This window comes from Nocardiopsis sp. TRM 82005, from assembly GCF_056312425.1.
Map to the genome: position 1 here is coordinate 101,755 of NZ_JBWDTQ010000017.1, position 25,584 is coordinate 127,338.

Consider the following 25,584-nt stretch of genomic DNA (forward strand, 5'->3'; position numbering starts at 1 on the left):
GCACGGCGCTGAAGAGGGGGATGGGGGCGGGGCGCGCTCCCGGGTATTGGCGGGCGTTTGGGGCCCACGGTTTTAAAACGTTTCAGCGAAGTTACCAATGAGGACGTTGGTTGATCAATGCTTCTGCGGAAAGCTGGCGATTTTTTCTGGTTCGGACGCTCCGAACAGGGACAAGACTCTTGATCGTGGAGCGTGTGTGGTGGGTGACTGAATAAGAACGTTTCATTTCTTTGTGTGACGGCCGTGGGTGCGAGGCCCGGACCGGCGGCGGGGCCGCGGGCCCGTGGCGACCGCCTCCGTGGGGCCGGCCACCCCCTAGACTGGGCTCCTCCGAAGCGGACGCGGCGGTTTTTCGCACCGCCGTTCGGGGCGGCGGATCCCCCTTCCGCCGGTCGGCGCCGCTCACGGGGTTCCTGGGTGGAAGAGCAACGCGCAGAGTCGGAGGATGAGGACGTTGGGTCCCTTGGAGAGCGTTGACCCCGAACGCGTCGGCCGGTACCGGCTGATCAGCCGCCTGGGTTCCGGCGGCATGGGTCAGGTCTTCTTCGGCCGCTCGGCGGGAGGACGTGCGGTGGCGATCAAGCGCATCCACCCGCACATGGCCGACGACACCTCCTTCCGCCAGCGCTTCGCCCGCGAGGTCACCGCCGCCCGCCAGGTCAGCGGTGCCTTCACCGCACCGGTCATCGACGCCGACCCCGACGATGAGGTGCCCTGGCTGGTCACCTCCTACGTGCCCTCGCTACCTCTGGACGAGGTGGTGCAGACGCACGGACCGCTGCCCGAGGCCAGCGTGCGTGTACTGGCCGCCGGCCTGGCCGAGGCGCTGGCCGAGATCCACCGGGTCGGCCTCATCCATCGCGACTTCAAGCCCGGAAACGTGCTGCTGGCAGAGGACGGCCCCCGGGTGATCGACTTCGGTATCGCCCGTGCCACCGACGGAACCGCCGCCACGCAGTCGATCATCGGCACCCCCGGTTTCATGAGCCCGGAGCAGGTGCAGGGCGAGACCCTCACCCCCGCCAGCGACCTGTTCGCCTACGGCGCCGTGCTGGCCTACGCATCCACGGGCACCGGACCCTTCGGCGAGGGCGGCATGCCCACCATGGTGATGCGCATCATCAGCCACGAGCCGGACCTGTCGACCGTTCCCGAGTCGCTGCGCCACCTGGTCGCCGCATGCCTGTCCAAGGACCCGCGGGGGCGTCCCGGGCCGGGTGAGATCCTGGACTACCTGGGCGATGTGCACATGGGGCCGGCCTGGCTGCCCCCGGCCGTGATGATGGGAGTACAGGAGCAGGTCGCCAAGGTCAACAAGGCACTGGCCACCTCAGCCGGTGACACGCAGGCCGCCGACGGGCACCAGCGCACCGAGGTCCTGGGCCGGGGCGGTACCGCCGCCCCGGGCGGCGCGGCGGGGGCGGCCGCCGGCGCCGCCGCGGCGGGCGCACTGGGCGACGACCAGGACACTCGGGTCGCGGGCGAGGCGCGGGGGGCCGACAACGGCGCCACCTCGGTTCTGGGAGAGCAGGCCCACCAACAGGGCTACCAGCCCACGGCCCGGTTCCCGGGTGCCCAGCAGGTACCGCCCACCGCCCAGTACGGTCAGGGCGCCACCGCGTACGGGGCCGCTTCCCCACACCAGCAGCAGGGTCGGCCGGGCGGGGAGGACCCCTACGCCGACCTGTACGGCACACGGCGCGACTCACGCTCCGGGGCCGCCGTGGACCCGCGGCACCAGCAGGAACAGCGCCAGCGCCACCAGCAGGAGCAGCACCGGCGCATGGAGGAGCAGCGTCGCCAGCAGGAGGCCGAGCGCGCCCACCGCGACCGTGTGCGCGCCGAGCAGGAGGCAGCCCGCCGGGCGCAGTCGCAGGCGCGCCGCGCCGACCAGCCGGGCCTGTGGGGGTTCGTCAAGCTGCTGCCGCTACTGATCCTGCCGTTCATCCAGATCCCGTTGGGCTACGGTGCGGCGCTGGCGTGGTCGTGGTTCACCACCGAGACCGACGTGTGGACCGGGGCGGCCTACGCCTTCGAGCCGCTGGCCATGGACTCCTTCTGGCACGCGACCATGCTGGGCTACTTCGTCCTCAACAACCTGGTGTCGTTGGAGTACCTGTTGCGGTCGCTGCGCACCTCGTTCGTCACCGGGGCTGTGTTGGCGCTGGGCACGATCGCGGCGACCAACGGGCTGCTGTACAGCTTCGGTTTCTGGGGCTGAGCGCAGCCCCGCGAAAACGGGGTGCGCCCCGCCCCGCCGGGGTGGGAGCATGCCCGGCGGGCCCGGAGGCGCCGGGCCCGCCGACGACGGGAGCGCCCCTGTGCCGACCTACATCAGGCACGTCACTTTTGACTGCGCCGACCCTCACACGCTGGCGTCCTTCTGGGCGCGGGCGCTTGAGGGGCGGGTGGACCCCCAGGCCCGGCCGGGCGATGAGGAGGTACTCGTGCGGATGCCTCAGGGCCCCGGCCTGCTCTTCCTGCGGGTGCCCGAGGGCAAGACGGTCAAGAACCGTGTGCACCTGGACCTGGGCGCGGCGGTGCGGCGCGACGAGGACGTGGAGCGGCTGACCGGGATCGGCGCCACGCGGTTGGCCGACTTTCGCACCGAGGACGGGTACGGGTTCGTCCTCCTCGCCGACCCCGAGGGCAACGAGTTCTGCGTGGAGCGCAGCGACCAGGAACAGGAGGCCATGGGCCCGCGCCAGTCCTGAGAAGACGTGTCAGCCGTGGGAGGGGGCGTCCGACCGGCTCTGGCGTATCTCGGTCACCCGGTGGTGCACCGGGCGGCTGGGGGAGAGCGCCGAGCACGTGGTCGGGCACTCCGATCCCTCCACCACGGCCACCGACACCGTGTACAGGCCGCCTTCGTGGCCCAGGGTGATGCGGACCCCGTCGGCGGTCTCCTCCTCGTCCAGGTGCGTCAGCGCGTCCACGCCCACCATGCCCAGGCGGGCACGCAGCGCGGCATCGGCGGCCTGCGCGGCCGAGGAGTCGCTGCACCGTCCCCGGTAGTTCTCGGGTAGGACCAGGCCGCGCTCGAAGGCGGCGACCGTGTGCCGCGCCGCCTCCGGTTCCAGGCGGCCGAAGTAGACCCCTTGGGGCAGGGCCACCAGGTTGGCGGCGAACCGGTCGCCGCCCACGTGCGTGGTCTCCCACACCTGTGCCCGTTCCCCGGCCAGCGCGGCGGCCACCGGGCGGCCCAGTACCGCACAGCACGGATCCTTCTTGGCGTGCGTGCACACCAGGTACAGGGTGTGGTCCACGACGGTGCCGAACGAGGGCGGTTCCGGCCGCTCCACGGCGGTGACGTCGTACTCCAGCAGTTCGGCCAGGTCGGTGAAGTCCACCCGGCGCACCCACGGGTCCGTACGGCTGACGTGTACGAAGTAGGCGCGTCTGGTGCCTTGCCCGGTCCCGACGCGGCCGGTGTCGCCGGGACGCTTGATCAGTTGGGGTTTGATGTCCCTGCCCGCGATGCGTCCGGCCAGCTGTGAGACCACGGCCCTGTCCAGGCCGGGGCTGGTGAAGGCGGGGTGGCGCCAGGGGCCGGAATGCTCGATCAGGAGCCAGCCGGTGGTGCGACCGGCCGTTCCGGAGATCTGCTCACCGGTGTAGCGGGCCAGGGCCGAACAGCCCCGGTTGCCGTCCGGGGCGGTGGGAAGCCGCACGGGACACGTCCAATCGGGTGGCGGGTACACGGCGCCCGTGGAAGCAGGGCACGGGAGGCCGCGAAATGGATCGCGATGGTTAGGTTAGCCTACCCATTCCGTGAGTGCACCGTTCGGTCGGGGTGGTCCGTCTGGAACTCCTGTCGGCGCCAAGGCGGGCGGGGCGGGGGCGTCGAGCCGCCCCTGGCGGATGCGGCAAGCGGGCTCTGGAGAGGGCGCCTTCGACGGCACCGGCGTGCGTGGGGCCCAGGCGTCCTCGACGGCCACACTCAGCCGCACGCGATGTTCGCTATGCGAATATCTATGCGTATACCGCACGCGCTGTGGGTCCAGTGAAGTCCCGCCACGCGGCCGTGTGGCCCCGAAAGCGCCCTGACCAGGCATGGTCATCCCATCACCGGCTGTTCACGAGTCCGAAATGTGCCCGCAGCATGCCTTGACCTAGTGGGGTGGATCACTTATGTTCGCAAAAAGAACATGTGTTCGCTAAACGTACAACTATGGGCGGTAGAGCCCCTGATCCGGCTGGAGTCCCTGATGCGCCGAACGTTGGCCGCCCTCACCACGGGTGCGGCACTACTGGCCGCCACCGCGTGCGGTTCCCAAGAGGCCGACTCCGGGGAACTGACCACGGTCACCGCGGGTGTCATCCCCATCGTCGACGTCGCTCCCGTCTACCTCGGTGTGGACCAGGGATTCTTCGAGGAGCGGGGCATCGACCTGCAACTGGAGTCCGGCTCCGGCGGCGCCGCCATCGTGCCCGGCGTCGTCAGCGACGAGTTCGACCTGGCCTTCAGCAACGTCGTGTCCCTCATCGTCGCCCGCGAACAGGGACTGCCCCTGGTCACCCTCACCAACGGCGTCACCACCACCGGCGAGCAGGGCGAGGACTTCAGCGGCGTCTTCGTCCTGGAGGACAGCCCCGTGGAGGACGTCACCGACCTGGAGGGGCTCACCGTGGCCAGCAACAACCTCCAGAACATCGGCGACACCACCGTGCGCCAGTCCGTGCGAGCGGCAGGGGGAGACCCCGCCGAGGTCGAGTTCGTGGAACTGCCCTTCCCCGACATGCCCGCCGCTTTGGAGACCGGCCAGATCGACGCCGTCTGGGCCGTGGAGCCCTTCGCCTCGATCATCCGCCAGGACGGGCACCGCGAGCTCGCCTCCAACTTCGTCGACACCCACCCCGAGCTGTCGGTGGCCGCCTACTTCGCCTCCCAGGAGCGCGTGGCCAAGGACCCCGAACTCTTCGCCGACATCACCGCGGGACTGGAGGAGTCCTTCGCCTACGCCGAGGACAACCCCGACGAGGTCCGCCGCATCATCTCCACCTACACCGAGATCGACCAGAGCGTCATCGACGAGATGGTCCTGCCCCGCTTCCCCGCCCAGATCAACCGCGACTCCGTGCAGACCCTGGCCGAGCTGATGGTCACCGACGGCCTGGTCGACTCCGAGCCGGACCTGGACGCCCTCTACGGATCCGAACAGTAGAGACCTGGAGCCGCAGGTCCGGGCACACCGCGTCCGGACCTGCGGTGGCGACGCCGGCGACAAGCCGCGCTGGCCGCCCCTCACCCGAGATCGACCGTGACGCCCTGGAGACCATCGCCGGACTCATGGTCACCGACGGTCTGATCGACTCCGAACCCGACCTGGACACGTTCATCCGATGACCGAAACCACCGCCCAAGGCCCCGCGCGTGAGCGCACCGCGGCCCCAGCGGGCGCCAGCGGGCGCCGGCGGGGAGACGCCCGCACAGGCCCCAACAGACCACTCCTCGGTGCCGTGGGCATCGCGGCCGCCCTGGGGCTGTGGGAGGCCGTGCCCCACACGGGCCTGGTCTCCGACCGCCACCTGCCCCCGGCCTCGGAGGTCTTGTCCTCCCTGGCCCTGCGCGCCACCACACCCGCCTTCTGGGCCGCGGTCGGCGACACCCTCATCGGGTGGGCCCTGGGCCTGGCCATCGCCTTCGTCGCCGCCGTCCTGCTCGGCTTCGCCATGGGCGCCCTGCCGCGGATGCGCGCCTTCACCACCTCCACGGTGGACTTCCTGCGCCCCATCCCGTCGGTGGCGCTCATCCCGTTGGCCGTACTGATGTACGGCACCGACATCCGCTCCACCCTGCTGCTGGTGATCTACGCCTGCTTCTGGCTCATCTACATCCAGGTGCTCTACGGCGTGGCCGACGTGGACCCGGTCGCCGAGCAGACCGCCCGCTCCTACGGGCTGGGCCGCCTGGCCCGGATCCGCTACGTGGTCTGGCCCACCACCCTGCCCTACCTGATGACCGGGGTGCGCCTGGCCGCCGCGGTCGCCCTCATCCTGTCCATCACCGCCCAACTGATCATCGGCTCCCCGGGCATCGGCCGAGAGATCGCCGTCGCCCAGTCCAGCGGCGCCGTCTCCTCGGTCTACGCGCTCATCGTCGCCACCGGCGCCCTGGGCGTGCTGATCAACATCGGAGTGCGTGCCATGGAACGCCGCGTCCTGCGCTGGCACACGTCCGTCCGCGGGGAGGCCACCGCATGAGCAGCCAGTCCACCACTCACAGCACGGGGTCCAAGGTCACGGCTTCCGCGCGGCGCGCGGGCACCAAGGTCCTGCACGTACTGCTGCTGCCCGCGCTGCTCATCGGCGTCTACGCCTACGCCAGCGCCAACTCCGACAGCTACTACACTCCCACCCCCGACCTCATCGCCGCGGCGTTCACCGAACTGTGGTTCTCCGAGCGCTTCTTCGTGGACGTGCTGCCGAGCCTGACACGCCTGGCCGTCGGTTTCACCATCGCCACGGTGTTGGGCGTGGGCCTGGGCATGCTGCTGGGGCTGTCCACCAGGGTGCGCGCCCTCGTCGAACCGGTCCTGGAGTTCCTGCGGGCCATCCCGCCGCCCGTCCTGGTGCCGCTGATGATCCTGCTCGCAGGCATCGACGACTCCATGAAGGTGCTGGTCATCGTCTCCGGATGCGTGTGGCCCATCCTGCTCAACACCGTTGAGGGCGTGCGCGCGGTGGACCCCGTCCTGGCCGACACCGCCCGCTGCTACGGGATCGGAGGCATCACACGGCTGCGCGTGCTCGTGCTGCGCTCGGCCAGCCCCCAGATCATGGCCGGGCTGCGCCTGGCGCTGGCACTGGCCATCATCCTGATGGTCATCAGCGAGATGTTCGCCAGCTCCAGCGGTCTGGGCTTTGCCATCGTGCAGTTCCAGCGCAGCTTCGCCATCCCCGAGATGTGGGCGGGCATGGTGCTGCTGGGCCTGGTCGGCTTCGTCCTGTCGACCCTGTTCGAACTCGCCGAGGATCGCGTCCTGGGCTGGTACCGCGGCCTGCGCGCCGTCAACCGGGGGGAGTGAGCCGGATGAATGCCAACAGCGGTACCGACGCGGGCGACGTCGCCGGGAACCCCGCGGAGGCGCCCGCGTGGGCCCGAGGCCAAGAGAGTGCCACGACGAACCACCAAGGAGAACGTCCCACCATGCTCAAGGTCACCGGCCTACAGAAGGTCTACAACGGGGGAGCCAGTGCCGTCGAGGCCGTACGCGACCTGACCTTCGAACTCGGGGAGGGCGAACTCGTCTGCCTCGTAGGCCCCTCCGGTTGTGGCAAGACCACCCTGCTCAAGTGCATCGCCGGACTCATGCCGCCCACCAACGGCACCGTCGAGCTCGCCGGGCAGAGCATCACCGCGCCACCGCCGGACATGGCCGTGGTCTTCCAGGAGTACGGACGCAGCCTCTTCGCCTGGATGAGCGTGCGCGCCAACGTCGAGCTGCCGCTGAAGGAGAAGAAGGTCCCCCGGGAGCGGCGCACCCGGCTGGTCAACGAATCCCTGGAGGCGGTGGGGCTGACCAGCTTCGCCGACGCCTACCCCTGGCAGCTCTCGGGTGGTATGCAGCAGCGCGTGTCCATCGCCCGGGCCATCGCCTACGAGCCCAAGGTCCTGTTGATGGATGAGCCCTTCGCCGCCGTCGACGCCCAGACCCGCGCCGACCTGGAGGACCTCATCCGCCAGATCTGGCAGCGCATGGGGGTGACCGTACTGTTCGTCACCCACGACATCGACGAGGCCGTCTACCTGGGGGAGAGGGTGGTGGTGCTGTCCTCGTCGCCGACCGTGGTGCAGGACGACATCACCGTGGACCTTCCGGCGGAGCGCGACCAGCTCACCACCCGCCAGGACGAGCGCTTCACCGAGTTGCGCGCCCGCGTCTACGCCGAGATCCAACAGGCCAAGAACAGCGCCGGGAAGAGCCAACCCGCCGCTCACTAGGCGGCGTTCTCCATGGGCCCCGCCCCGCCCCGTGCCAGGTGACCTGGAAGGGGGCGGATAGGCGTTCACCACACAGGTCCCCACCCCGCACCGCCCGTACCGGTACATCCACCCAACCCGCAAAAGGAGACACAATGGCCTTGATCGCCTCCGAGGACTACACCTCCGCCCTCTTCACCGGGTCCTGGACACCGGCCAAGGGCGGCGACGCCCCCGTGGTCTCGCCCTCCACGGGCACCGTGCTGGGCCGCACCGGCATCGCCAACGCCGAGGACGTGCGCGAGGCCGCGACCCGGGCAGCCCGGGCCCAGCGCGAGTGGGCGGCCGCCTCCTTCGAGGATCGCGCCGCCGTGCTGCGCCGTGCCGGTGACCTGTTGGAGGCCAACACCGAGGAGATCATGGGCTGGCTGCGCCGTGAGGGCGGTGCGGCGGCCGGGATGGCGGGCTTCCAGGTACACGTGGCGGCGGGGGAGTGCTTCGAGGCGGCGGCCCTGGCCTCCCAGCCGCACGGCGAGATCCTGCGCACCGGCAAGCCGAGGCTGAGCTTCTCCCGCCAGGTGCCGGCCGGGGTGGTCGGGGTGATCGCCCCCTTCAACGTGCCCCTGATCCTGGGCATCCGCTCGGTGGCACCGGCACTGGCCGTGGGCAACGCGGTCATCCTCAAGCCCGACCCGCGCACGGCCGTGTGCGGCGGCGCGGTCATGGCCGAGGTGTTCCGTCGGGCGGGTGTGCCCGAGGGCGTGTTCCAGGTGCTGCCGGGCGGGGCGGAGGCCGGAGAGGCACTGGTCGCCGCCCCGCCCGTGCGCGTGATCTCCTTCACCGGTTCCACGCAGGCCGGGCGCAAGGTCGGCGAGGCGGCCGGGCGCCACCTCAAGCGCGCCCACCTGGAACTGGGCGGAAACTCGCCGTTGGTGGTCCTGGACGACGTGGACATGGACTCGGCTTCCTCGATCGGCGCGTGGGGATCGTTCCTGCACCAGGGGCAGATCTGTATGACCACCGGCCGCCACCTGGTACACGAGGCCGTCGCGGACGAGTACGTGGAGCGCTTGGCCTCCAGGGCCGAGGCGCTGACCGTGGGCAGTACCGAGGACGAGGGCGCCGCCCTGGGCCCGGTGATCGACGCCGGACAGCGCGACAAGATCCACGCGCTGGTCACCGGAAGCGTGGACGCTGGCGCGCGGCTGCGTGCGGGCGGCACCTACGAGGGCCTGTTCTACCGGCCCACGGTCCTGGACAGGGTGGAGGCACAGACCCCGGCCTACACCGAGGAGGTGTTCGGCCCCGTCGCTCCGGTGGTGCGCTTCTCCTCGATCGACGAGCTGGTGGAGCTGGCCAACTCCACCGAGTACGGACTGTCCCTGGGCGTGCTCACCAACAACCCGATGCGGGGGATGGAGATCGCCGACCGGGTGCCCAGCGGCATCGTGCACATCAACGACCAGACCGTGGACGATGAGGCCGTCGCCCCGTTCGGCGGGGTGGGCGACTCGGGCACGGGATCGCGGTTCGGCGGTACCCGCGCCAACCTGGAGGCGTTCACCGAGACCCAGTGGGTGACCATGCAGGCCGACCCGGCGCGTTACCCGTTCTAGGCCCGCTTTTGAAGCGCCGCGTGCCCGCGTTCCCCGCTGTGCGCCGCCACGCGAACGCGGCGGCGGCGCACAGCGGGGGCGGGGGACGTTCGGCGTCGCGGCGCGCGGTCCACCCCGTCCCGGCCCGCCTCATCCGGTCAGGTCGGGGAGGACGCTCGGACCCACCCGACACACGTAGTCGCGAAACAGCGCCACCGCCGGGGGCTCGTACCCGCCGCCCGAACCCTGCTCGGGCCAGACCACCCCGACGGGCCGCCTGGCGTCGGCGTCCCGGAGCGTCAGCTCCACCGTTCCGCTCAACGGCCCCTTGGGCCGTGCGGGCAGGACCGACACCCCCAGCCCCGCCGCCACCAGTCCGCGCGCGGTCGCGATGTCGTCGGCTTCGAAGGCCACCCGGGGCGTGAAGCCCGCCCGCTCGTTCAGCCGGTCGGTGAGATGGCGCACGCCCCGACCCGGCTTGAGCAGGATGAACTCCTCGTACGCCGCCGCGTTGACGGACACCTCCGGCACCGCCCGGATCTGCGGGATCCCTGCCACGCCACCGGCCGCCCCTTCTCCCGTGGGCACCTTCTGCCCCCGTGCCTCATCCGTCCCCTGCGCCAACGGGTGCTCCTCGGGTGCCACCAGCCGCAGCATCTGCGTGTGCAGCGTCGCCGCCGCCAACCCCGGGCCCGAGGGCAGCGGCGAGGTCAGCGCCAGGTCCGCACCACCGGAGGCCAACCTGCGCAGTGACTGCGCCCAGGGTTCCTGGGTGAGTGAGAAACGCACCCCCGGGTGTTCGGTGCGAAAGCCCCGCAACAGCGCCGGGACCACCTCCACGCCCAGCGTGGGCAGGAAGGTCAACGCCACCCGCCCTTCCTCGGCACCCGTCAGTTCGGCCAGCCCCTGGCGCAGGTCGTCCAGTGCCCGCTCCAGGTGCGGCAACAACAGCCGCCCGGCCCGGGTCGGGCGCACCCCGCGTCCGGTGCGCTCCACCAGGGCCATTCCCAGCTCCTCCTGTACCCGGGCCAACGCCCGGCTCAGAGTGGGCTGGGGTATCCCCAGCGACTCGGCGGCCTGGGTGATGTGCCCGGTTCCGGCGACCGTCGCCACCATGCGCAGCCTCGGAGCCAGCACCCGTGCCAGCGCGTCCATGTCAGAGCTGTCGAGGTGTTCCACAGATTCCATGCATTTCAGTATGAGGCACCGCGAAATCATGTATTGGACGTATGAATGGGGTCTTTCTAGCGTGGGACCATGAGCCTGACCAGTGCGTCCCCTCCTGACCACGACACCCGGCCCCGCGCGGGCACCAGCGCCTATCGGCGCACGGTCGTCGCGCTGGTGGCCGCCGCCGTGGCGACTTTCGCCCAACTGTGGTCGATCCAGCCGATCCTGCCCGCCATCGCCGGCGGTTTCGGCGCCTCGGCGTCCCAGGCCGCGCTCTCGGTCTCCCTGGCCACCGGCGGCCTGGCCGGTTTCACCCTGGTGTGGAGCGGTGCCGCCGACCGTTTCGGCCGCGCCCGCGTCATCGCCGTCTCCCTGCTGATCGCGACCGTGCTGGGCTGCCTGACCCCCTTCGCGGGGCAACTGTGGCTGCTGTTGGCCCTACGCGCCATGCAGGGTGCCGCCCTGGGCGGTGTCCCCGCGGCAGCCGTCGCATACCTGGCCGAGGAGATCCACCCCTCCGACGCCTCGCGCGCCACGGGCCTGTACATCGCGGGCAACCCGCTGGGCGGCATGGGCGGGCGCCTACTGGCCGGCTTCGCCGCCGACCTGGGCGGCTGGCAGTGGGGGATCGCCGCCAACACCCTGCTGGGGCTGGCCGCGTTGTGCGTGTTCGTCCTGGTCCTGCCCCGCCGGCCCCGTGAACGCGGTCAACACCTTCGTGCCGCCGCGACCGAGGCCGCCGCGGTCACCGGCGACAGCGCGTCCGCGGCCAGCGGCCCCGGTATGGGCGGGCGCCTGCGCGCTGCCCTGACCATACGCGGCCTGCCCGCCCTGTACGCCCAGGCGCTGCTGCTCATGGGCGCCTTCATGACGGTCTACAACCTGTTGGGCTTTCGCCTCATGGCCGAGCCCTTCGGCCTGTCCCAGGCCGCCGCTTCGCTGCTCTTCCTGTCCTACACCGCGGGGATGCTCGGATCGGCGGTCGCCGGGAACGCCACCGCCCGCCTGGGCGGCTACGCCGTACTCGCCACCTCCACCGCGCTGATGGCCGCCGGGCTGGGCGGGCTGTTCAGCACGGCCCTGCCCGGCCTGCTGGCGGCCCTGCTGGTGATGACCTTCGCCTTCTTCTCCGCCCACGCCACCGCGTCTGCCTGGGTGGGCTCGCGTGCGGTGGACGGACGCGCCCAGGCCATGGCGGTCTACACCCTGGCCTACTACCTGGGCTCCAGCCTGTTCGGCTGGTTGGGCGGCCTGGTCTACGACGCCGTGGGCTGGGGCGGCGCGGTGGTCTTCGCGCTGGGCCTGTGCGCGACGGCGGCCCTGGTGGGCCTGCGCCTGCGCCGCCTGCCGAGGGTCGACACCGCCTCCAGCTGACCACGACCGCCATGGTCCGTCGCCCCAGGAGGACCCTGGTGTGGCGGTGCGACACGGGCGGTCCTGCTTGTACCACCGCACGTACCGGGGAAGGGTGGAGGAAGACAACACGGATAGGTTAGTTTAAAATTCAACCACAGTGGTCGGCAGATACACCGGCGACCTTGACGGAGGGTGAGGACATGGACGTGCGCCCCGCGGGAATCCACCATGTGACCGCGATCGCCAGCGATCCCCAGGCCAACGCCGACTTCTATCTCAACGCGTTGGGGATGCGCATGGTCAAGCGCACGGTCAACTTCGACGCGCCCGAGACCTACCACCTCTACTACGGCGACCGGGCGGGAAACCCCGGTACCATCATGACCTTCTTCCCCTGGCCCGACGCACCCAAGGGGCGCATCGGCGCGGGACAGGCCACCACCACGACCTTCTCCGTCCCCGAGGGGTCCCTGGGCTGGTGGGCCGAGCACCTGGCCGCCCTGGGCGTGGAGGCCACCCGCCCCGCCGAGCGTGGCGAGGAGGACGTGCTCACCCTGCGTGACCCCGATGGGCTGATCATCGAGCTCGCCGCCAGCGCCGACTACCACGACACCGACCCCTGGGACGAGGGGAGGGTGCCCACCGAGCACGCCATCCGCGGTATCCGGGCCATCACCCTGACCGAACAGGACGTGGAGGGTACCGCGGAGATGCTGGGAGACCAGCTCGGCTTTCGCCTGGCCAGCGAGGACGGCGACCGGATGCGCTTCCACACCAACGCCTCCGAGCAGGGCGTGGGCACCATCGTCGACGTCCTGGCCCGGCCCCGTGCGCCGCGCGGGCTGGTGGCCGCCGGAACCGTCCACCACGTCGCCTACCGCGCGCCCGACGGCCCCGTCCAGGAGGCCTGGCGCCAGAAGCTGGAAGAGGACGGCGTGGGCGTCACCGAGATTCGCGACCGCTGCTACTTCACCTCCATCTACTTCCGCGAACCCGGCGGGGTCCTACTGGAGATCGCCACCGACGGCCCCGGTTTCGACTACGACGAACCGTTGCTGAAGCTGGGCCGCTCACTCAAGCTTCCGCCGTGGCTGGAGCCCGACCGCGAACAGATCGCCGCCCGCCTGCCCGCCGTGGAGATCGACCAGTGACCAACACCGACGACTTCGTCCACGTCTTCACCCCCGCCACCGTGCCGGACGCGCCCACCCTGCTGCTGCTCCACGGCACCGGCGCCGACGAGAAGGACCTGCTGCCCCTGGGCCGGGCGCTGTCACCCGGTGCGGCCCTGCTCTCGCCGCGCGGCAAGGTGGACGAGAACGGTATGAACCGCTGGTTCCGCCGTCTGCGCGAGGGTGTCTTCGACGTCGAGGACCTCATCAGCCGTACCGACGAACTCGCCGACTTCGTCACCGCTGCCATCGGAGCCTATGACCTGGATCCCGGGCGGATCGTGGTCAGCGGTTTCTCCAACGGCGCCAACACCGGCGCGGCCCTGCTGCTGCTTCACCCGCACCTGCTGCGCGGCGCGGCCCTGTTCGCGGCCGGAGCGCCGTTGCAAGGGCGTGAGCCCGACCCGGTGGACCTGTCCGGCGTCCGGGTGTTCCTGGGCTCGGGGATGGCCGATCCCATCACCACACTCGACCAGGCGCGCCTGCTGGCCTCCCAGCTGGAGGACAGGGGAGCGCGGGTGGAGGAACACGAGCATCCCGGGGGACACCAGCTGGTCCCTGAGGTGCTCGACGGGGCACGTGCCTGGTTCGAGCGCTCCCGGTTCTGACCGGGCCCACAGACAGCGGTGGCGTCCCCTGAACCGGGCGTCACCGCTCTCCTCTGCCACCACTGCGAATCTACAGCGTAAATGTGGCGCATTGTGTTTCAACCAATCCGGGGTCACCCGGGTTCAAACGACCAATCGAACGAAGGATAAGCTCTCCTCGTCAACATCCCCGTCCTCCGCCACGAAAAGAACCCATGACCACCCCTTCCCTCAGGCTCGTGCGGTAGATGGACCCCGAGATCCTCAGCGTGCTCCTGCTGGTCGGTGTCGCCGCGGGCTGGGTCGACGCCGTCGTCGGCGGCGGCGGACTCCTGCTGCTCCCCGCCCTGCTGGTCGCCGCGCCCACCACGCCCCTGGCCACCCTGCTGGGCACGAACAAACTCGGTGCCGTCTTCGGCACCACCTCCGCCGCCATCGCCTACGCCCGCAAGGTCAGGATCGACCGGCGCCTCGTCGTGTCCACCGCGGCCCTGGCCCTGCTGGGCTCGGGCCTGGGCGCCGCCATGGCCGCAGCGCTCACCGCCGACGTACTCAAACCCGTCATCATGGTCGTGCTGGCCGGGGTGGCCCTCATGGTCTACTTCCGCCCCGCCATGGGCGCCACGACCGATCCGCGTCTGCGCACCCGCAACCGTGTCCTGGCCGCCGTCGCCCTGGCCGGGCTCGGCGTGAGCTTCTACGACGGCCTCATCGGCCCCGGTACCGGCGTCTTCCTCATCATCGCCTTCACCGCGGTCATCGGCATGGACTTCGTCGCGGCCTCCGCCTCGGCCAAGATCGTCAACGTGTGCACCAACATCGGCGCACTGGTCGTCTTCGCCCTGGGCGGTCACATCGACTGGTTCCTGGGCCTGGGGCTGGCCATCTGCACCATCATCGGTGCCCAGATCGGCGCCCGCATGGCCCTGCGGCGTGGTTCGGGGTTCGTCCGCACCGTCCTGCTCGTGGTCGTCCTGGCCCTACTCCTCCGCATGGGCTGGGACATCCTCACCTGAGGCTCGGAAAAGGGCCGGGAGAACCATCTGCCCCCGCGCCGCGCGGGTCCGCTCATCCTCCTGTGCGGGGGACGGGGGAGGGATCGGCTACTCAGCCAGGCAGCGCGAGCGCTCCGGCCAGTACTGGTGTGACCAGAACATGCATGGAACGCGACAAAACAGGCATTACGGGCACCCTTCTGTGCGAACAAGGTATAGGCAAGGCTAACCTGTCCTAGTCGGCACGCGGTCTCCCGCCGGTGCCACCAGGGCTGCGCCCATCCGGACAGCCCCGCACACCGCCTACGCAACGACGAACGGGGAAGCCGTGGCCCTGCGCGCGCCCACTCTCCCGCGCCCCACACTCACCAGGCGCATCATCCGCCCCATCGGGCTGATCATCGCCCTGGGAACCCTCGCCGTCTGCGCCCTGCTCAGCGTCACCATCGGCACCAAACCCATCCCCGTCACCGACGTCTGGACCGCCCTGACCTCCTACGACGGCTCCTACGACCACGACGTCATCCGCAGCCTGCGCGTACCCCGCACCATCATCGGCGTCTTCGTCGGAGCGGCCCTGGCCCTGGCCGGAGCCCTCATGCAGGCCCTGACCCGCAACCCCCTGGCCGAACCCGGCATCCTCGGCGTCAACTCCGGCGCCGCCGCGGCCGTCGTCATCGCCGCCCTGGCCTTCGGCGCCACCGGGACCGCCTTCGTCTGGCCTGCCTTCGCCGGCGCCGCACTCGCAGCCATCGCCGTCTACACCCTGGGCTCACGCGGCCGCGCCAGCGCCACCCCCGTCCGCCTGGCCCTGGCCGGAACCGCCGTGGCCGTGGTCCTGCAAGGCTTGGTCCACGGTGTCTTCGTCCTCAACGACTTCGTCTTCGACCGCGTCCGCTTCTGGCAGGTCGGCTCCCTGACCGGCCGCGACCTCGACGTCTTCTGGCAGGTGGCCCCCTTCCTCATCGCGGGCGTCATCGTCACCCTGTGCCTGGGGCCCTCCCTCAACGCCGTCGCCCTGGGCGAGGACCTGGCCGCCACCCTGGGCGCCAACATCCCCCTCGTCCGCGCCGCCACCGCGGTGGGGGTCATCCTGCTGTGCGGCGCCGCCACCGCCGCCGCCGGACCCATCTGGTTCGTGGGCCTGATCGTCCCGCACGCCGCACGCCTGATCACCGGACCCGACCAGCGCTGGCTGCTGCCCTACGCCGCGGTCCTGGGCGCCATCCTGCTCACCGCCGCCGACACCCTCGGCCGCGTCGTCCTGCCCGACTCCGAACTGGAGGTCGGCATCATCACCGCCTTCGTCGGGGCTCCCCTGTTCATCGCCCTGGTCCGCGGTAGAAAGATGGCCCAGCTTTGAGTGACACCCTGGCTCCGCCGCGCCGCCCCGGGACCAAGAGCCGCACCACGCCCCGCGGCTCCTTCGCCCTACGCCTGTTCGACGAGCGCCTGTCCCTGCTCGTGCGCCCGCGCACCCTCCTGGTCGCTCTGGCCCTGACGGTCCTGAGCGCGCTGGTCCTGGCCGTGTCGGTCGCCGTCGGCGACTACGAGGTCCCCCTACGGGCGGTCCCCGGCGCCATCGTCGGCCACGGGGAGCGCCTCGACGTGTTCTTCGTCCAGGGCGTGCGCCTGCCCCGCGCCCTGACCGCCATCGGTGTCGGCGCCGCCCTGGGCATCGCCGGAGCCGTCTTCCAGAGCCTGTCGCGCAACGCCCTGGGCAGCCCCGACATCATCGGCTTCACCTCAGGGGCCGCCACCGGAGCCGTCACCACCATCCTGGTCTTTGGCGCCGGACGCCTGGCCGTCTCCCTGGGCGCCATCGCCGGAGGGCTGCTCACCGCCGCCGTCGTCTACCTGCTGGCCATGAAGAACGGCGTCCAGGGTTACCGCCTGATCCTGATCGGTATCGGCGTGGCCGCCATGCTCGGCTCGGCTCGCGACTACCTCATGACCCGAGCCGATCTCACCGACGCCCTGGGCGCCCAGATCTGGATGATCGGCAGCCTCAGCGGCCGCGGCTGGGGCGAGGTCGCCGCCGTGTGGGTCTGCCTGGCCCTGCTGGGCCCGGTCCTGCTCGCCCTGGGACAGCGGCTGCGCTTCATGGAACTGGGCGAGGACACCGCACGTGGCCTGGGCGTGCCCACCCAGGCCACCCAGCTCACCGCGCTGGCAGCGGCCAGCGCCCTGACCGGCGCCGCCATCGCCGTCGCGGGCCCCGTCGGCTTCGTCGCCCTGGCCGCACCCCAGCTGGCCCGGCGCCTGACACGCACCGGCGGCACCACCCTGGTCGGCTCCGCCCTGATGGGGGCGGCCCTGCTCGTGGTCGCCGACCTGGTCGCCCTGCGCGCCCTGGCCCCCGTCCAGCTGCCCGTCGGCGTGGTCACCGCCGTCATCGGCGGCAGCTACCTGATCTGGCTGCTGTACACCGAATGGCGCGGCGGACGTGCCTGAGCGAGACCGAGGAAGAACCATGACCACTCCAGCCGATGCCACCTCCCGCCTCCACGGCCAGGACCTCACCCTGGCCTACGACCAGCGCGTCATCTCCAAGGACCTGGCCGTCACGATCCCCGACAACTCCTTCACGGTGATCGTGGGCCCCAACGCCTGCGGCAAGTCCACCCTGCTGCGGGCCCTCTCACGCACCCTCAAACCCGCGCTGGGCCACGTGCACCTGGACGGCCAGGCCATCAACTCCTACCCCGCCAAGGAGGTCGCCCGCCGTCTGGGCCTGCTCCCGCAGTCCTCCATCGCCCCCGACGGCATCGGCGTGGCCGACCTGGTCGCCCGCGGCCGCTTCCCCCACCAGGGGTTCCTGCGCCAGTGGTCCAAACAGGACGAGGCCGTGGTCGCCGAGGCCATGGACGCCACCGGTGTCGCCGAGCTGGCCGACCGCTCGGTGGACGAGCTCTCCGGCGGCCAGCGCCAGCGCGTGTGGCTGGCCATGGTCCTGGCCCAGCAGACCCCCCTGCTGCTGTTGGACGAGCCCACCACCTACCTCGACATCGCCCACCAGATGGACATGCTCGACCTGTGCGCCGAGCTGCACGCCGAGCGCGGCTACACCCTGGTCGCCGTCCTGCACGACCTCAACCACGCCTGCCGTTACGCCAGCCACCTGATCGTGATGAAGGAGGGCGCCATCGTCGCCGAGGGAGACCCGGCCACCGTCGTTACCGCCGAACTGGTGGAGGAGGTCTTCGGCCTGCCCGTGCGCGTCATCGACGATCCCGAGACCCACACCCCGATGATCGTGCCCGTTGACCGCCGCGGTACAGCCCGCTGACCCTTCGGCGTGGTGAGGGCCCGGTGACCACCGGGCCCTCACCACGCCGCGCCGTCACGTCCCAGCACGCACCCTCAGGAGCCCGACAGCTCCAACCGCAGCACCAAAGACACCAGCTCCGCCAACACCTCCTTGACCGACTCCCGGTCGCGGGCGTCACACAACAGCAGCGGCACCTGCTCCTCCAGGTCCAGCGCCACCCGCACGTCGTCGGCCCGGTGCGTGCGCTGCCCGTCGAAGCAGTTCACCGCCACCACGAACGCCACCCCGCGCGACTCGAAGAAGTCGATCGCGTCGAAGGAGTCCGACAGGCGGCGCGTGTCGGCCAGTACCACCGCGCCCAACGCCCCCTCGGCCAGCTCCTCCCACATGAACGAGAACCGTCGCTGACCCGGCGTACCGAACAGGTACACCACCGTCGACCCGTCCAGCGTGATCCGGCCGAAGTCCAGCGCCACCGTCGTGGTGGCCTTGCCCTCCACACCGTCCAGATCGTCCACACCCACACTCTCGGAGGTCATCACCTCCTCGGTGTGCAGCGACTCCACCTCGCTCACCGCCGAGACCAGGGTGGTCTTACCCGCCCCGAAGCCTCCCGCGACCACGATCTTCAAGGTGTCGGGAACCGGTCCCGCGCCCTTGGCGCCCATCACGACCAACGCCCCATCCACTCCACGTCACACCACTTCCACCTCACAGCTGCCGGATACGTTCCAGCACCGAACGCAGCGTCCCGGCGTCCGGGCGCCGCCGCTCCCAGGTCGAGGTATGCACCATCACGTACCCCTGGTCCAACAGGTCGGCCAGCAGGACGCGCAGCACACCCAGGGGAAACCCCGAACGCGACGCCACCTCGGCCACCGACACCGGCCGTGCGCACAGCGACAGGATCAGTTCCATCTCCGGGTCCATTTGCTCCTGTGACACCTGCGGAACCGCCACCACCTGCGAAGTCATCGAAAAATCCGAACGGGATGGGCGTGTACGCCCACCCGTCAGCGAGTAGGGCCGGATCAGACTCGACTCGAACGACCACTCCTGTTCGGGGTCCTGTCCGCGCGGCACCGCCTCCACGGACTCACCCCCCTTCGCCCCTGCCACCGCGCCGGGGCAGCGCCGACAGGTGGGGCCCCACCTGTCGTACCAGGCGGTTCACCTCAAAGGCGGCCTGGCCCATGTCGCAGGTGGAGGCGGCGACCAGGGCCAGCGAGGCGCCCCGTCCGGCCGCCAGCACGAAGAAGAACACGTTGTCCATCTCCACCACCGTCTGACGCACCTGGGAGGCTCCCAGCTGCCCGCGTGCTCCCCGGGCCAGGCTGGCGAAGCCCGACGCGATCGCCGCCAGGCGTTCACCGCGCTCGTGGTCCAGGCCGGGCGAGGTCGATAGCAGCAGCCCGTCCGCCGAGAGCAGCAGCGCGTGCTGTGCCCCCGCCACCCGCTCCACCAGGTCGCCCAGCAGCCAGTCCAGCGTCGTGGCCGGGGACTGCCCCTCCACCGGACCAGCCTCGCCGGTGCGTCTTTGTGCCGTGGCGTCCGCCGTCATCGACATCACCCTTTCTCGCTCTCACCGGGGCGCGCGTCGCGCACGCCGTCCTCGTCCCAGTCCCTGGCCTCCGCGCGTGCGCGCAGTGTCCCGGACTGGAAAGCACTCATCATCGACTGGATCTCCGAAAGCGGCCGCTGCTCACCATCCGTCTCCCGTTCCGTGGGCCGGGCCGCCGGAGCAGGAGGGGCGGGGGCCGCGTTCCGGCGGCGGCGCCGGGGAAGACCCTTGTAGGTCTTCTGGGTGTCTTCCGACGGAGCCGGTACCGGTTCGGCGGCCGCAGGCGGTGCAAGTGCCGGGGGAGCGGGAGCGGCCGACGAGGAGGCCAGTACGGTCCCGGCCGCCTCCGGCTCTGTGGGGACGGTGGACACCTCGCCCGTTGACGGCGCTCCCGCGATGTCCAAACGCCGGTGCGGGCCCGTCACCTCCACGGCGCTCGTGCGTTCCGGCTTGGCGGCCAGCGCCTGCTTCGGCACGGCCACGACCGCGCAAGTGCCCCGGGAGGCCGAGGCCCGCAGAGTCACCTCGAACCCGTGCCGTGCCGCGATCGTGGCCACCACGAACAGCCCCAACTGGGAGTCCTCGCGTGTCCTGGCCAGGTCGAACCGCGGCGGATCGGCGAGCAGTACGTTCGCCGTGCTCATCTGGGCCGGGGTCATTCCCAACCCCTGGTCCTCCACCTCCAGTACGTAACCGCCCTCTTCGGCGGCCCGGGCCCGCACGGTCACCTCCGTGCCCGGAGGGGAGAACGACGTCGCGTTCTCCAGAAGCTCCGCCAGCAGCCGCACCGTGTCCGTGCCCGCCTCACCGCGCAGTGCCACCCGCGGTAGCGCCAGCATCCGCACCCGCGCGTAGTCCTCGATCTCGCTGGCCGCCGCGCGCACCGCCTCGTGCAGCCGTACCGGCCCCATGCCCCGCCGTACCGGGGTGTCCCCGCTCAGCAGCATCAGGTTCTCGGCGTTGCGCCGCATCTGGGTGCTGAAGTGATCGATGCGAAACAGCGCCTCCAGCACGTCGGGATCGGTCTCACCGCGTTCCAGGGTGTCCAGCAGCCCCAACTGCCGGTGCACCAGTGCCTGGGTGCGCCGTGCGATGTTGCGGAACATGTTGCGCACACCCGCGCGTACCTGGGCCTCCTCCACGGCGGCCGCCACCGCTGCGCGTTGGGCGTCGTTGAAGGCCTCGGCCACCTGCCCGATCTCGTCGCTGCGTTCCACGCGCAGCCGGGGTACCTCGGCGTCCACGTCCACGCTGCCGCCCGCACGCAACCGGGCGGTCACCTCGGGCAGGCGCACCCGTGCGTGTTCCAGGGTGGCCGTGCGCAGGTCCTGTAGCCGTCGTCCCAGCCGCTGTGTGCCGCCCACCGCCACCGCCGAGGAGACCAGTGCCGCCACCAGGGCGGGCACGCTCATGAGCAGGACGTTGTTGCGCAGCTCCGCGGACTGGGTGTGGCTGAAGGCGATGACGCGGTCGGTCTGGCCCTGCTCGACGCTGCTCATGCGCGCGTCCACGGCCTCGGCGGCACCCTGCCAGGCGGTGGCGTTGACCGGGACGGTGTTGGCGCCCCGGACGGGCATGGCGATGATGCTCTCCTGGAGCTGGTAGATGCGCTGTAGGGCGGAGTAGGACTCCAGCAGTACGTATTGCTCGCCGTCATCCTCGCTCAGTTCGGCGCCGACCCGGTCCCAGGTGTAGTGCTGGGCTCCGGCGGCCGCGGCGAACTGGGCGTGGGCCTGGGCGGGGAAGGTGTTGGTGGCCACCGCGTGGGCCAGGACGGTGTCCTGCTGGTTGAGGAGTTCGCGGGTGCGCATCAGCGAGGTCAGCGAGCGCAGGTGGGGAACCTGCTCGGGGTCGGCGCGCTCGACTTGGGCGTCCCACACGCGCAGGCCGCGCTCGATGGCCTCGGTGTAGACGGTGGCGTCGTCCAGGGCGAGCTCGGTGGGGGAGGTGACGTCCACATGGGCGCGGTGTGCGTCGAGCCGGTCGAGCGCCTCCTGGAAGACCAGGGCCTGTGCGGGCAGGTCGCCGCTGTCGAACTCGTGCAGACTCTGGTCGAGGGTTTCCCTGGCCGTGTCGGTCTGCTGGCGAGCGCGGTTCAGGAAGGTGGCGGAGCTCCTGGAACCGCGGGCGGAATCCATGGTGGCGCGTCGTTCACGTTGCAGGGCGCCGATGGTCTCGACGAGGGGAGTGCCGACCTGTTCTGTGAGGGCGGCGGTGGTGCGCAGTTCGCGGATGTCGCCGACCAGCAGGGCGGTGAAGGCGGCCCACAGGACGAGCAGTGCGGTGCTGGGGATGAGGACCAGCGTGATCATGCGTGCGCGAAGCGGTCGGCGCTTCTGGTGGGGCATGGGCTCGCTTCCGGGGGAGAGGCGGGCGTTGACCGGGGTGCGTCCGCCGGGCGGGGGAGTCCGGAGTTCCCCAGAGTGAACCGTTCCACGGGGGATTACGCAAGCCTTCGGGGTGTGCTCGGGGCGCGGTGAGCGTGATCTTCGCAGGTCCGAGGGATGGCCTCAGCTTGGTAACACGAACCTACTAAGAATCTACGACGTAAAGGTGGGCGTTCTTTTTATATAAAAAGAAAAACTACAAGGAGCGGCTACGCCGCACCGACCACCCAAGAAGCACTCCACACCTACAGAAACAAACGTGATCCAACACCGCACCAGGGGTAGGTAGCAACCTGGGAATCACTCACACGAACCGTCACAGCGGCCGCCAGCGGCCATGGGGGAGAGGAGCCATCATGAAGCTCACCGAGGACGAGATCCGCGACGGCCTGGCCCGGATCACCGATTGGGAACTGGACGCCGACACACCCGCCATCCGGCGCACCGTCCGTCTGCCCGACTTTCCCGCCGCCATCACCCTGGTCAACGAGATCGCCCAGGCCGCCGAGCAGGCCGACCACCACCCCGACATCGACATCAGGTACAACACCGTGCACCTGGCCCTGAGCACACACTCCGAGGGGGCCGTCACCGACAAGGACATGGCCCTGGCCGCACGCGTGGACGAACTCGTCCCATGACCCACACACCCGCCCGCGCACGCCCACAGCACCGCACGCGGCCGGGGGAGGGGCCCGCGCTCACCGCAGGCGGGCCCGCCGCATCTTGCCCGAGGCGGTCCTGGGCAGTTCGTCGACGAAGTCCACCACCCGTGGGGCCGCGTGCTCGGCGATCCGATCACGCACCCATTCCTTGAGCTCCTCGGCCAGCTCAGGATCGGCGTCCCGGCCCGGGGCCAGGACCACACGGGCACCGATGACCTGCCCGGCGAGCTCGTCAGGGATCGAGTAGACCCCGCACTCCTCCACCGCCGAATGGGTGTTGAGCACCGTCTCCACCTCGGTGGGACCGATCCGGTAGCCGTAGGTCAGGATCGCACCGTCGTCACGGGTGGAGAAGAAGATGGATCCCTCACGGTCACGAATCCCGGTGTCCCCGGTCAGGTAGTAGGCGTGGTCGGGGGTGAAACGCACCTGTGTGGCGCCCTCGTGGCCGACGTAGCCCTCGAACCAGGCCAGGGGGCTGTCCGCCAGGTCCACCGCGATACGCCCGTAGGTGCCCGGGGGAGCGGGGTCGTCGGAGATGGCCTCCAGGACCTCGACCTGCCAGCCGGGCAGTGCGGGGCCGATCGCTCCGGGCGGCGGGTCCGAGGCGTCCGAGTCGGTGTCGCCGTTGGGGATGCCCACGCACCAGCCCAGTTCGGTCTGTCCGTAGTGGTCGCGCACCGGTACGCCGAAGATGTCGGTGGCCCAGTCGATGACGTCGGGGGCCAGGGGTTCTCCGGCGCTGGCCAGGCGCTGGACCATCACCTCGGGTGGCAGCGTCTTGGTGGCGGCGCGCAGGGTGCGGTAGGTGGTGGGGTCGGTGGCCAGGTTGGTGACGCCGTAGATGCCCAGCACGTCGAGGGTGAGTTCGGGGTCGAAGAACCCGGCGCGCAGGGCGAGGGATCCGTGTCCGGCCAGCAGCGGTGAGATGAGGCCGTGGTAGAGGCCGTAGGCGGAGCCGGGGTCGGCGGTGTTCCAGTACACGTCGTCGTCCTGTACGCCCAGGCCGTAGTGGTGGTAGGCGTGCATGGCCGCCAGGGCGCGTACGGGTACGCGTACGCCGCGGGGCGGGCCGATGACGCTGGAGACGTAGACGATGGCGAGCAGTCCGCTGCCGCCGACGGCGGTGTCGGGGACGGGCGGGGCGGTGGCGCCGCGTTCGGTGAGGCTGGTCAGGGTGTGGTCGCCCTCGCGCAGGGGGTGGGTGCCGGTGGTGGCGATGTGCGGGGTGGGGGAGGGCGTGGTGTCTGGTTCGGGGTCGAGTTTGTTGCGGTACTCGGCTTCGCAGACGATCAGGCGGGCGTTGGAGTCGGTGAGGCGTTCGGTGATGGCGGAGGGGGCGAGGGAGGACAGGAGGGGGACCAGGACTGCTCCCAGCCTCCAGGTGGCCAGGGCGGTGACGGTGAGGTCTGTGCCCTTGGGGATGAGGGTGGCGACGCGGTCGCCGGTGGTGATGCCCAGGTCGGCGAGTCCGGCCGCGAGGGTGCGGGAGCGTTCGGTGAGTTGGTCGAAGGTGAGGGTGGTGGCGGCCAGGGTGGGGCCGATCTCGGTGGTGGCGGTGGTGTGGGGGTTGTGGCGGTCGCAGAGGAGGTGGGCCACCGATGTGGTGGGTGTGTCGTAGGTGGCGAGCCAGTCGCGGACGTGGTGCGCCGGGTCGGGCACGGGCATCGGTGGTGGTCCTCGTTTTCGGTTGGTGTGGTGGTGTCTGTGGGTTACGTCAAGACTATGCCCACCTGTGAGGCTGGCCTCACTCGCGCGTGGGGTGGAAGGTCGGTCATGATGTGGGGATGGATAGCGTCGCTGTGGTGGAACGGTTTGGTCTGGGCGCGGATGTGCGTGTGTGGTTGGAGGAGGCTGAGCGGCTGCCGGAGCCGGTGAGGGCTCTGGAGGTGCCGGTGGGGGATGAGGCCTCGCGGGTGTTGGATCTGTTTGCTTTGGACGCGGTGGACCGGGCCGAGGTGGAGGCGTTGTGGCCGGGTTCGGGGACGGCTGAGGGGGAGTGGCCGCCGGAGCTGTGGCACTTGGTGGGGTGCATGTACCGGCGTTTGTGTGCGGATGCGGATCTGCCGGTGGGTCGGTGGCGGGATTGGCCTCCGTTGGTGGATGCGGAGGATCCGCGGGTGCGGGTGGCGTCGTTGTGGGCGTTCGCGGCGCGGGTTCCGGAGCAGTTTCTGGCGCATGGGGCGTTGGGTGTTGATCGTTCGGTGACGGTGGCGACGCTGGCTGATGTGGGTGTGCAGGTGGCGCGGTCGCGTCGGATGTTTGGCCGGTTGAGTGTGGAGACGGCTGCGTGGGTGGCTGCGCAGTTCCGTGGGCGCTTGTACTGGGTGGGTGGTTTGCAGTTCGAGCCGGGTTTGCTGGTCGATCAGGGCGGTGTGGAGTGGTATCCGGGGGCGGGGGCCGCGGGGATGGGCTGGGGGGATCTGGCTCTGCGGTTGCACATTCCCACGGGTGGGTTGGATCCGGTGTCGGTGGATGGGGCGTTGGGCCGGGCGCGGGGGTTTGCCCGGGAGCATCTGGGTTTTGATCCGGTGGTGGCCACGTGTACGTCGTGGTTGTTGGATCCGCAGTGGGGTGAGGTGTTGGGGGAGGGGTCCAACATCGTGCGGTTCCAGCGTCGGTTCACGTTGGTGGGTGAGGGGCAGCCGGGGGAGGCGGATGTGTTCCGGTTCGTGTTCGGGATGCCGGTGGTGGATGTGGGTGCGGCGCCGCGGCGGACGCGGTTGGAGCGTGCGGTGGTGGAGCGGTTGGAGTCGGGTGGGTCGTGGCAGGTGCGTACGGGGTGGTTGCGGTTGCCGGAGTAGTTGTTGGTGGTTGGGGTTTTTGGAGGATTGTGAGGGTGTGGTGCTGGGGGCATCCGATACTTCTACTTGACATAATGTGCATTATCGGCGTTTGTGG

24 protein-coding genes are annotated in these 25,584 nt (G+C 70.5%); 17 read left to right on the plus strand and 7 right to left on the minus strand.

Translation table 11 applies throughout. From position 1 onward, the window contains the following. Positions 1–445: 445 nt before the first annotated feature. On the plus strand, positions 446–2,221 hold the full coding sequence (locus tag AC0T5L_RS14055) for a serine/threonine protein kinase (RefSeq protein ID WP_476165903.1): 1,776 nt from the start codon (positions 446–448) through the stop codon (positions 2,219–2,221). A gap of 100 nt (positions 2,222–2,321) precedes the next feature. Beyond that, positions 2,322–2,714 (plus strand): VOC family protein, encoded by a 393-nt coding sequence (locus AC0T5L_RS14060; protein WP_476165904.1) that lies wholly within the window; start codon positions 2,322–2,324, stop codon positions 2,712–2,714. Between the two features lie 9 nt (positions 2,715–2,723). Here AC0T5L_RS14060 and AC0T5L_RS14065 read toward each other — a convergent pair whose 3' ends face one another. Further along, complete coding sequence (locus tag AC0T5L_RS14065) at positions 2,724–3,671, minus strand: sucrase ferredoxin (protein WP_476165905.1); 948 nt, start codon at positions 3,669–3,671, stop codon at positions 2,724–2,726. Between the two features lie 537 nt (positions 3,672–4,208). On the opposite strand from AC0T5L_RS14065, the gene AC0T5L_RS14070 reads away from it, so the two are divergent. The 6 genes from AC0T5L_RS14070 (at position 4,209) to AC0T5L_RS14095 (ending at position 9,540) form a co-directional block, all read left to right on the plus strand. After that, positions 4,209–5,165, plus strand: coding sequence for an ABC transporter substrate-binding protein (locus AC0T5L_RS14070; RefSeq protein ID WP_476165906.1), 957 nt, complete (start codon positions 4,209–4,211; stop codon positions 5,163–5,165). A gap of 44 nt (positions 5,166–5,209) precedes the next feature. Next, positions 5,210–5,347 carry a hypothetical protein gene (locus AC0T5L_RS14075; protein WP_476165907.1) on the plus strand — a complete coding sequence of 46 codons (138 nt, stop codon included), beginning with the start codon at positions 5,210–5,212 and terminating at the stop codon, positions 5,345–5,347. Next, a complete protein-coding gene (locus AC0T5L_RS14080) occupies positions 5,344–6,204 on the plus strand; it encodes an ABC transporter permease (protein ID WP_476165908.1) in 861 nt (286 codons plus the stop codon). Before AC0T5L_RS14075 ends, AC0T5L_RS14080 begins: the two co-directional genes overlap by 4 nt. After that, positions 6,201–7,028: an ABC transporter permease gene (locus tag AC0T5L_RS14085; protein WP_476165909.1), complete on the plus strand. Its 828-nt coding sequence runs from the start codon at positions 6,201–6,203 to the stop codon at positions 7,026–7,028. Before AC0T5L_RS14080 ends, AC0T5L_RS14085 begins: the two co-directional genes overlap by 4 nt. Positions 7,029–7,150: 122 nt before the next feature. Next, positions 7,151–7,945 carry an ABC transporter ATP-binding protein gene (locus tag AC0T5L_RS14090; RefSeq protein WP_476165910.1) on the plus strand — a complete coding sequence of 265 codons (795 nt, stop codon included), beginning with the start codon at positions 7,151–7,153 and terminating at the stop codon, positions 7,943–7,945. A 134-nt stretch (positions 7,946–8,079) separates the two neighbouring features. Continuing rightward, positions 8,080–9,540, plus strand: coding sequence for a benzaldehyde dehydrogenase (locus AC0T5L_RS14095; RefSeq protein WP_476165911.1), 1,461 nt, complete (start codon positions 8,080–8,082; stop codon positions 9,538–9,540). 129 nt (positions 9,541–9,669) lie between these two features. Here the strand turns inward: AC0T5L_RS14095 and AC0T5L_RS14100 are convergent, their stop codons facing one another. Further along, a complete protein-coding gene (locus tag AC0T5L_RS14100; protein ID WP_476166015.1) occupies positions 9,670–10,674 on the minus strand; it encodes a LysR family transcriptional regulator in 1,005 nt (334 codons plus the stop codon). Between the two features lie 102 nt (positions 10,675–10,776). On the opposite strand from AC0T5L_RS14100, the gene AC0T5L_RS14105 reads away from it, so the two are divergent. The 7 genes from AC0T5L_RS14105 to AC0T5L_RS14135 all read left to right on the plus strand — a co-directional run bounded on the left by AC0T5L_RS14105 (position 10,777) and on the right by AC0T5L_RS14135 (position 18,088). Further along, positions 10,777–12,063 carry an MFS transporter gene (locus AC0T5L_RS14105; protein WP_476165912.1) on the plus strand — a complete coding sequence of 429 codons (1,287 nt, stop codon included), beginning with the start codon at positions 10,777–10,779 and terminating at the stop codon, positions 12,061–12,063. A gap of 182 nt (positions 12,064–12,245) precedes the next feature. Beyond that, entirely contained in the window at positions 12,246–13,196 is a 951-nt protein-coding gene (locus AC0T5L_RS14110) for a ring-cleaving dioxygenase (protein WP_476166016.1), read from the plus strand. Further along, positions 13,193–13,825, plus strand: a complete 633-nt coding sequence (locus AC0T5L_RS14115; RefSeq protein WP_476165913.1) for an alpha/beta hydrolase — start codon at positions 13,193–13,195, stop codon at positions 13,823–13,825. The genes AC0T5L_RS14110 and AC0T5L_RS14115 overlap by 4 nt, the downstream gene beginning before the upstream one ends. Before the next feature lie 227 nt (positions 13,826–14,052). After that, a complete protein-coding gene (locus tag AC0T5L_RS14120; RefSeq protein WP_476165914.1) occupies positions 14,053–14,820 on the plus strand; it encodes a sulfite exporter TauE/SafE family protein in 768 nt (255 codons plus the stop codon). 307 nt (positions 14,821–15,127) lie between these two features. Then, positions 15,128–16,162, plus strand: a complete 1,035-nt coding sequence (locus AC0T5L_RS14125; protein ID WP_476165915.1) for a FecCD family ABC transporter permease — start codon at positions 15,128–15,130, stop codon at positions 16,160–16,162. Continuing rightward, entirely contained in the window at positions 16,159–17,253 is a 1,095-nt protein-coding gene (locus tag AC0T5L_RS14130) for a FecCD family ABC transporter permease (RefSeq protein WP_476165916.1), read from the plus strand. Before AC0T5L_RS14125 ends, AC0T5L_RS14130 begins: the two co-directional genes overlap by 4 nt. Positions 17,254–17,272: 19 nt before the next feature. Further along, on the plus strand, positions 17,273–18,088 hold the full coding sequence (locus tag AC0T5L_RS14135; RefSeq protein WP_476165917.1) for an ABC transporter ATP-binding protein: 816 nt from the start codon (positions 17,273–17,275) through the stop codon (positions 18,086–18,088). A 74-nt stretch (positions 18,089–18,162) separates the two neighbouring features. Here the strand turns inward: AC0T5L_RS14135 and AC0T5L_RS14140 are convergent, their stop codons facing one another. Genes AC0T5L_RS14140 through AC0T5L_RS14155 form a run of 4 tightly spaced genes read right to left on the minus strand, consistent with a single transcriptional unit; the run spans position 18,163 to position 21,979 of the window. Then, positions 18,163–18,738, minus strand: coding sequence for a GTP-binding protein (locus tag AC0T5L_RS14140; RefSeq protein WP_476166017.1), 576 nt, complete (start codon positions 18,736–18,738; stop codon positions 18,163–18,165). A gap of 43 nt (positions 18,739–18,781) precedes the next feature. Further along, on the minus strand, positions 18,782–19,153 hold the full coding sequence (locus AC0T5L_RS14145; protein ID WP_476166018.1) for a DUF742 domain-containing protein: 372 nt from the start codon (positions 19,151–19,153) through the stop codon (positions 18,782–18,784). A 13-nt stretch (positions 19,154–19,166) separates the two neighbouring features. Then, complete coding sequence (locus AC0T5L_RS14150) at positions 19,167–19,637, minus strand: roadblock/LC7 domain-containing protein (protein ID WP_476165918.1); 471 nt, start codon at positions 19,635–19,637, stop codon at positions 19,167–19,169. Then, positions 19,637–21,979: a sensor histidine kinase gene (locus AC0T5L_RS14155; RefSeq protein WP_476165919.1), complete on the minus strand. Its 2,343-nt coding sequence runs from the start codon at positions 21,977–21,979 to the stop codon at positions 19,637–19,639. The genes AC0T5L_RS14150 and AC0T5L_RS14155 overlap by 1 nt, the downstream gene beginning before the upstream one ends. A 395-nt stretch (positions 21,980–22,374) precedes the next feature. On the opposite strand from AC0T5L_RS14155, the gene AC0T5L_RS14160 reads away from it, so the two are divergent. Continuing rightward, a complete protein-coding gene (locus AC0T5L_RS14160; protein WP_476165920.1) occupies positions 22,375–22,659 on the plus strand; it encodes a 4a-hydroxytetrahydrobiopterin dehydratase in 285 nt (94 codons plus the stop codon). Positions 22,660–22,719: 60 nt separating this feature from the next. Here AC0T5L_RS14160 and AC0T5L_RS14165 read toward each other — a convergent pair whose 3' ends face one another. Further along, positions 22,720–24,351, minus strand: coding sequence for an AMP-binding protein (locus AC0T5L_RS14165; RefSeq protein WP_476165921.1), 1,632 nt, complete (start codon positions 24,349–24,351; stop codon positions 22,720–22,722). A 119-nt stretch (positions 24,352–24,470) separates the two neighbouring features. Here AC0T5L_RS14165 and AC0T5L_RS14170 point away from each other — a divergent pair, with 119 nt between their 5' ends. Continuing rightward, entirely contained in the window at positions 24,471–25,487 is a 1,017-nt protein-coding gene (locus AC0T5L_RS14170) for an acyltransferase domain-containing protein (RefSeq protein WP_476165922.1), read from the plus strand. Positions 25,488–25,584 lie beyond the last annotated feature (97 nt).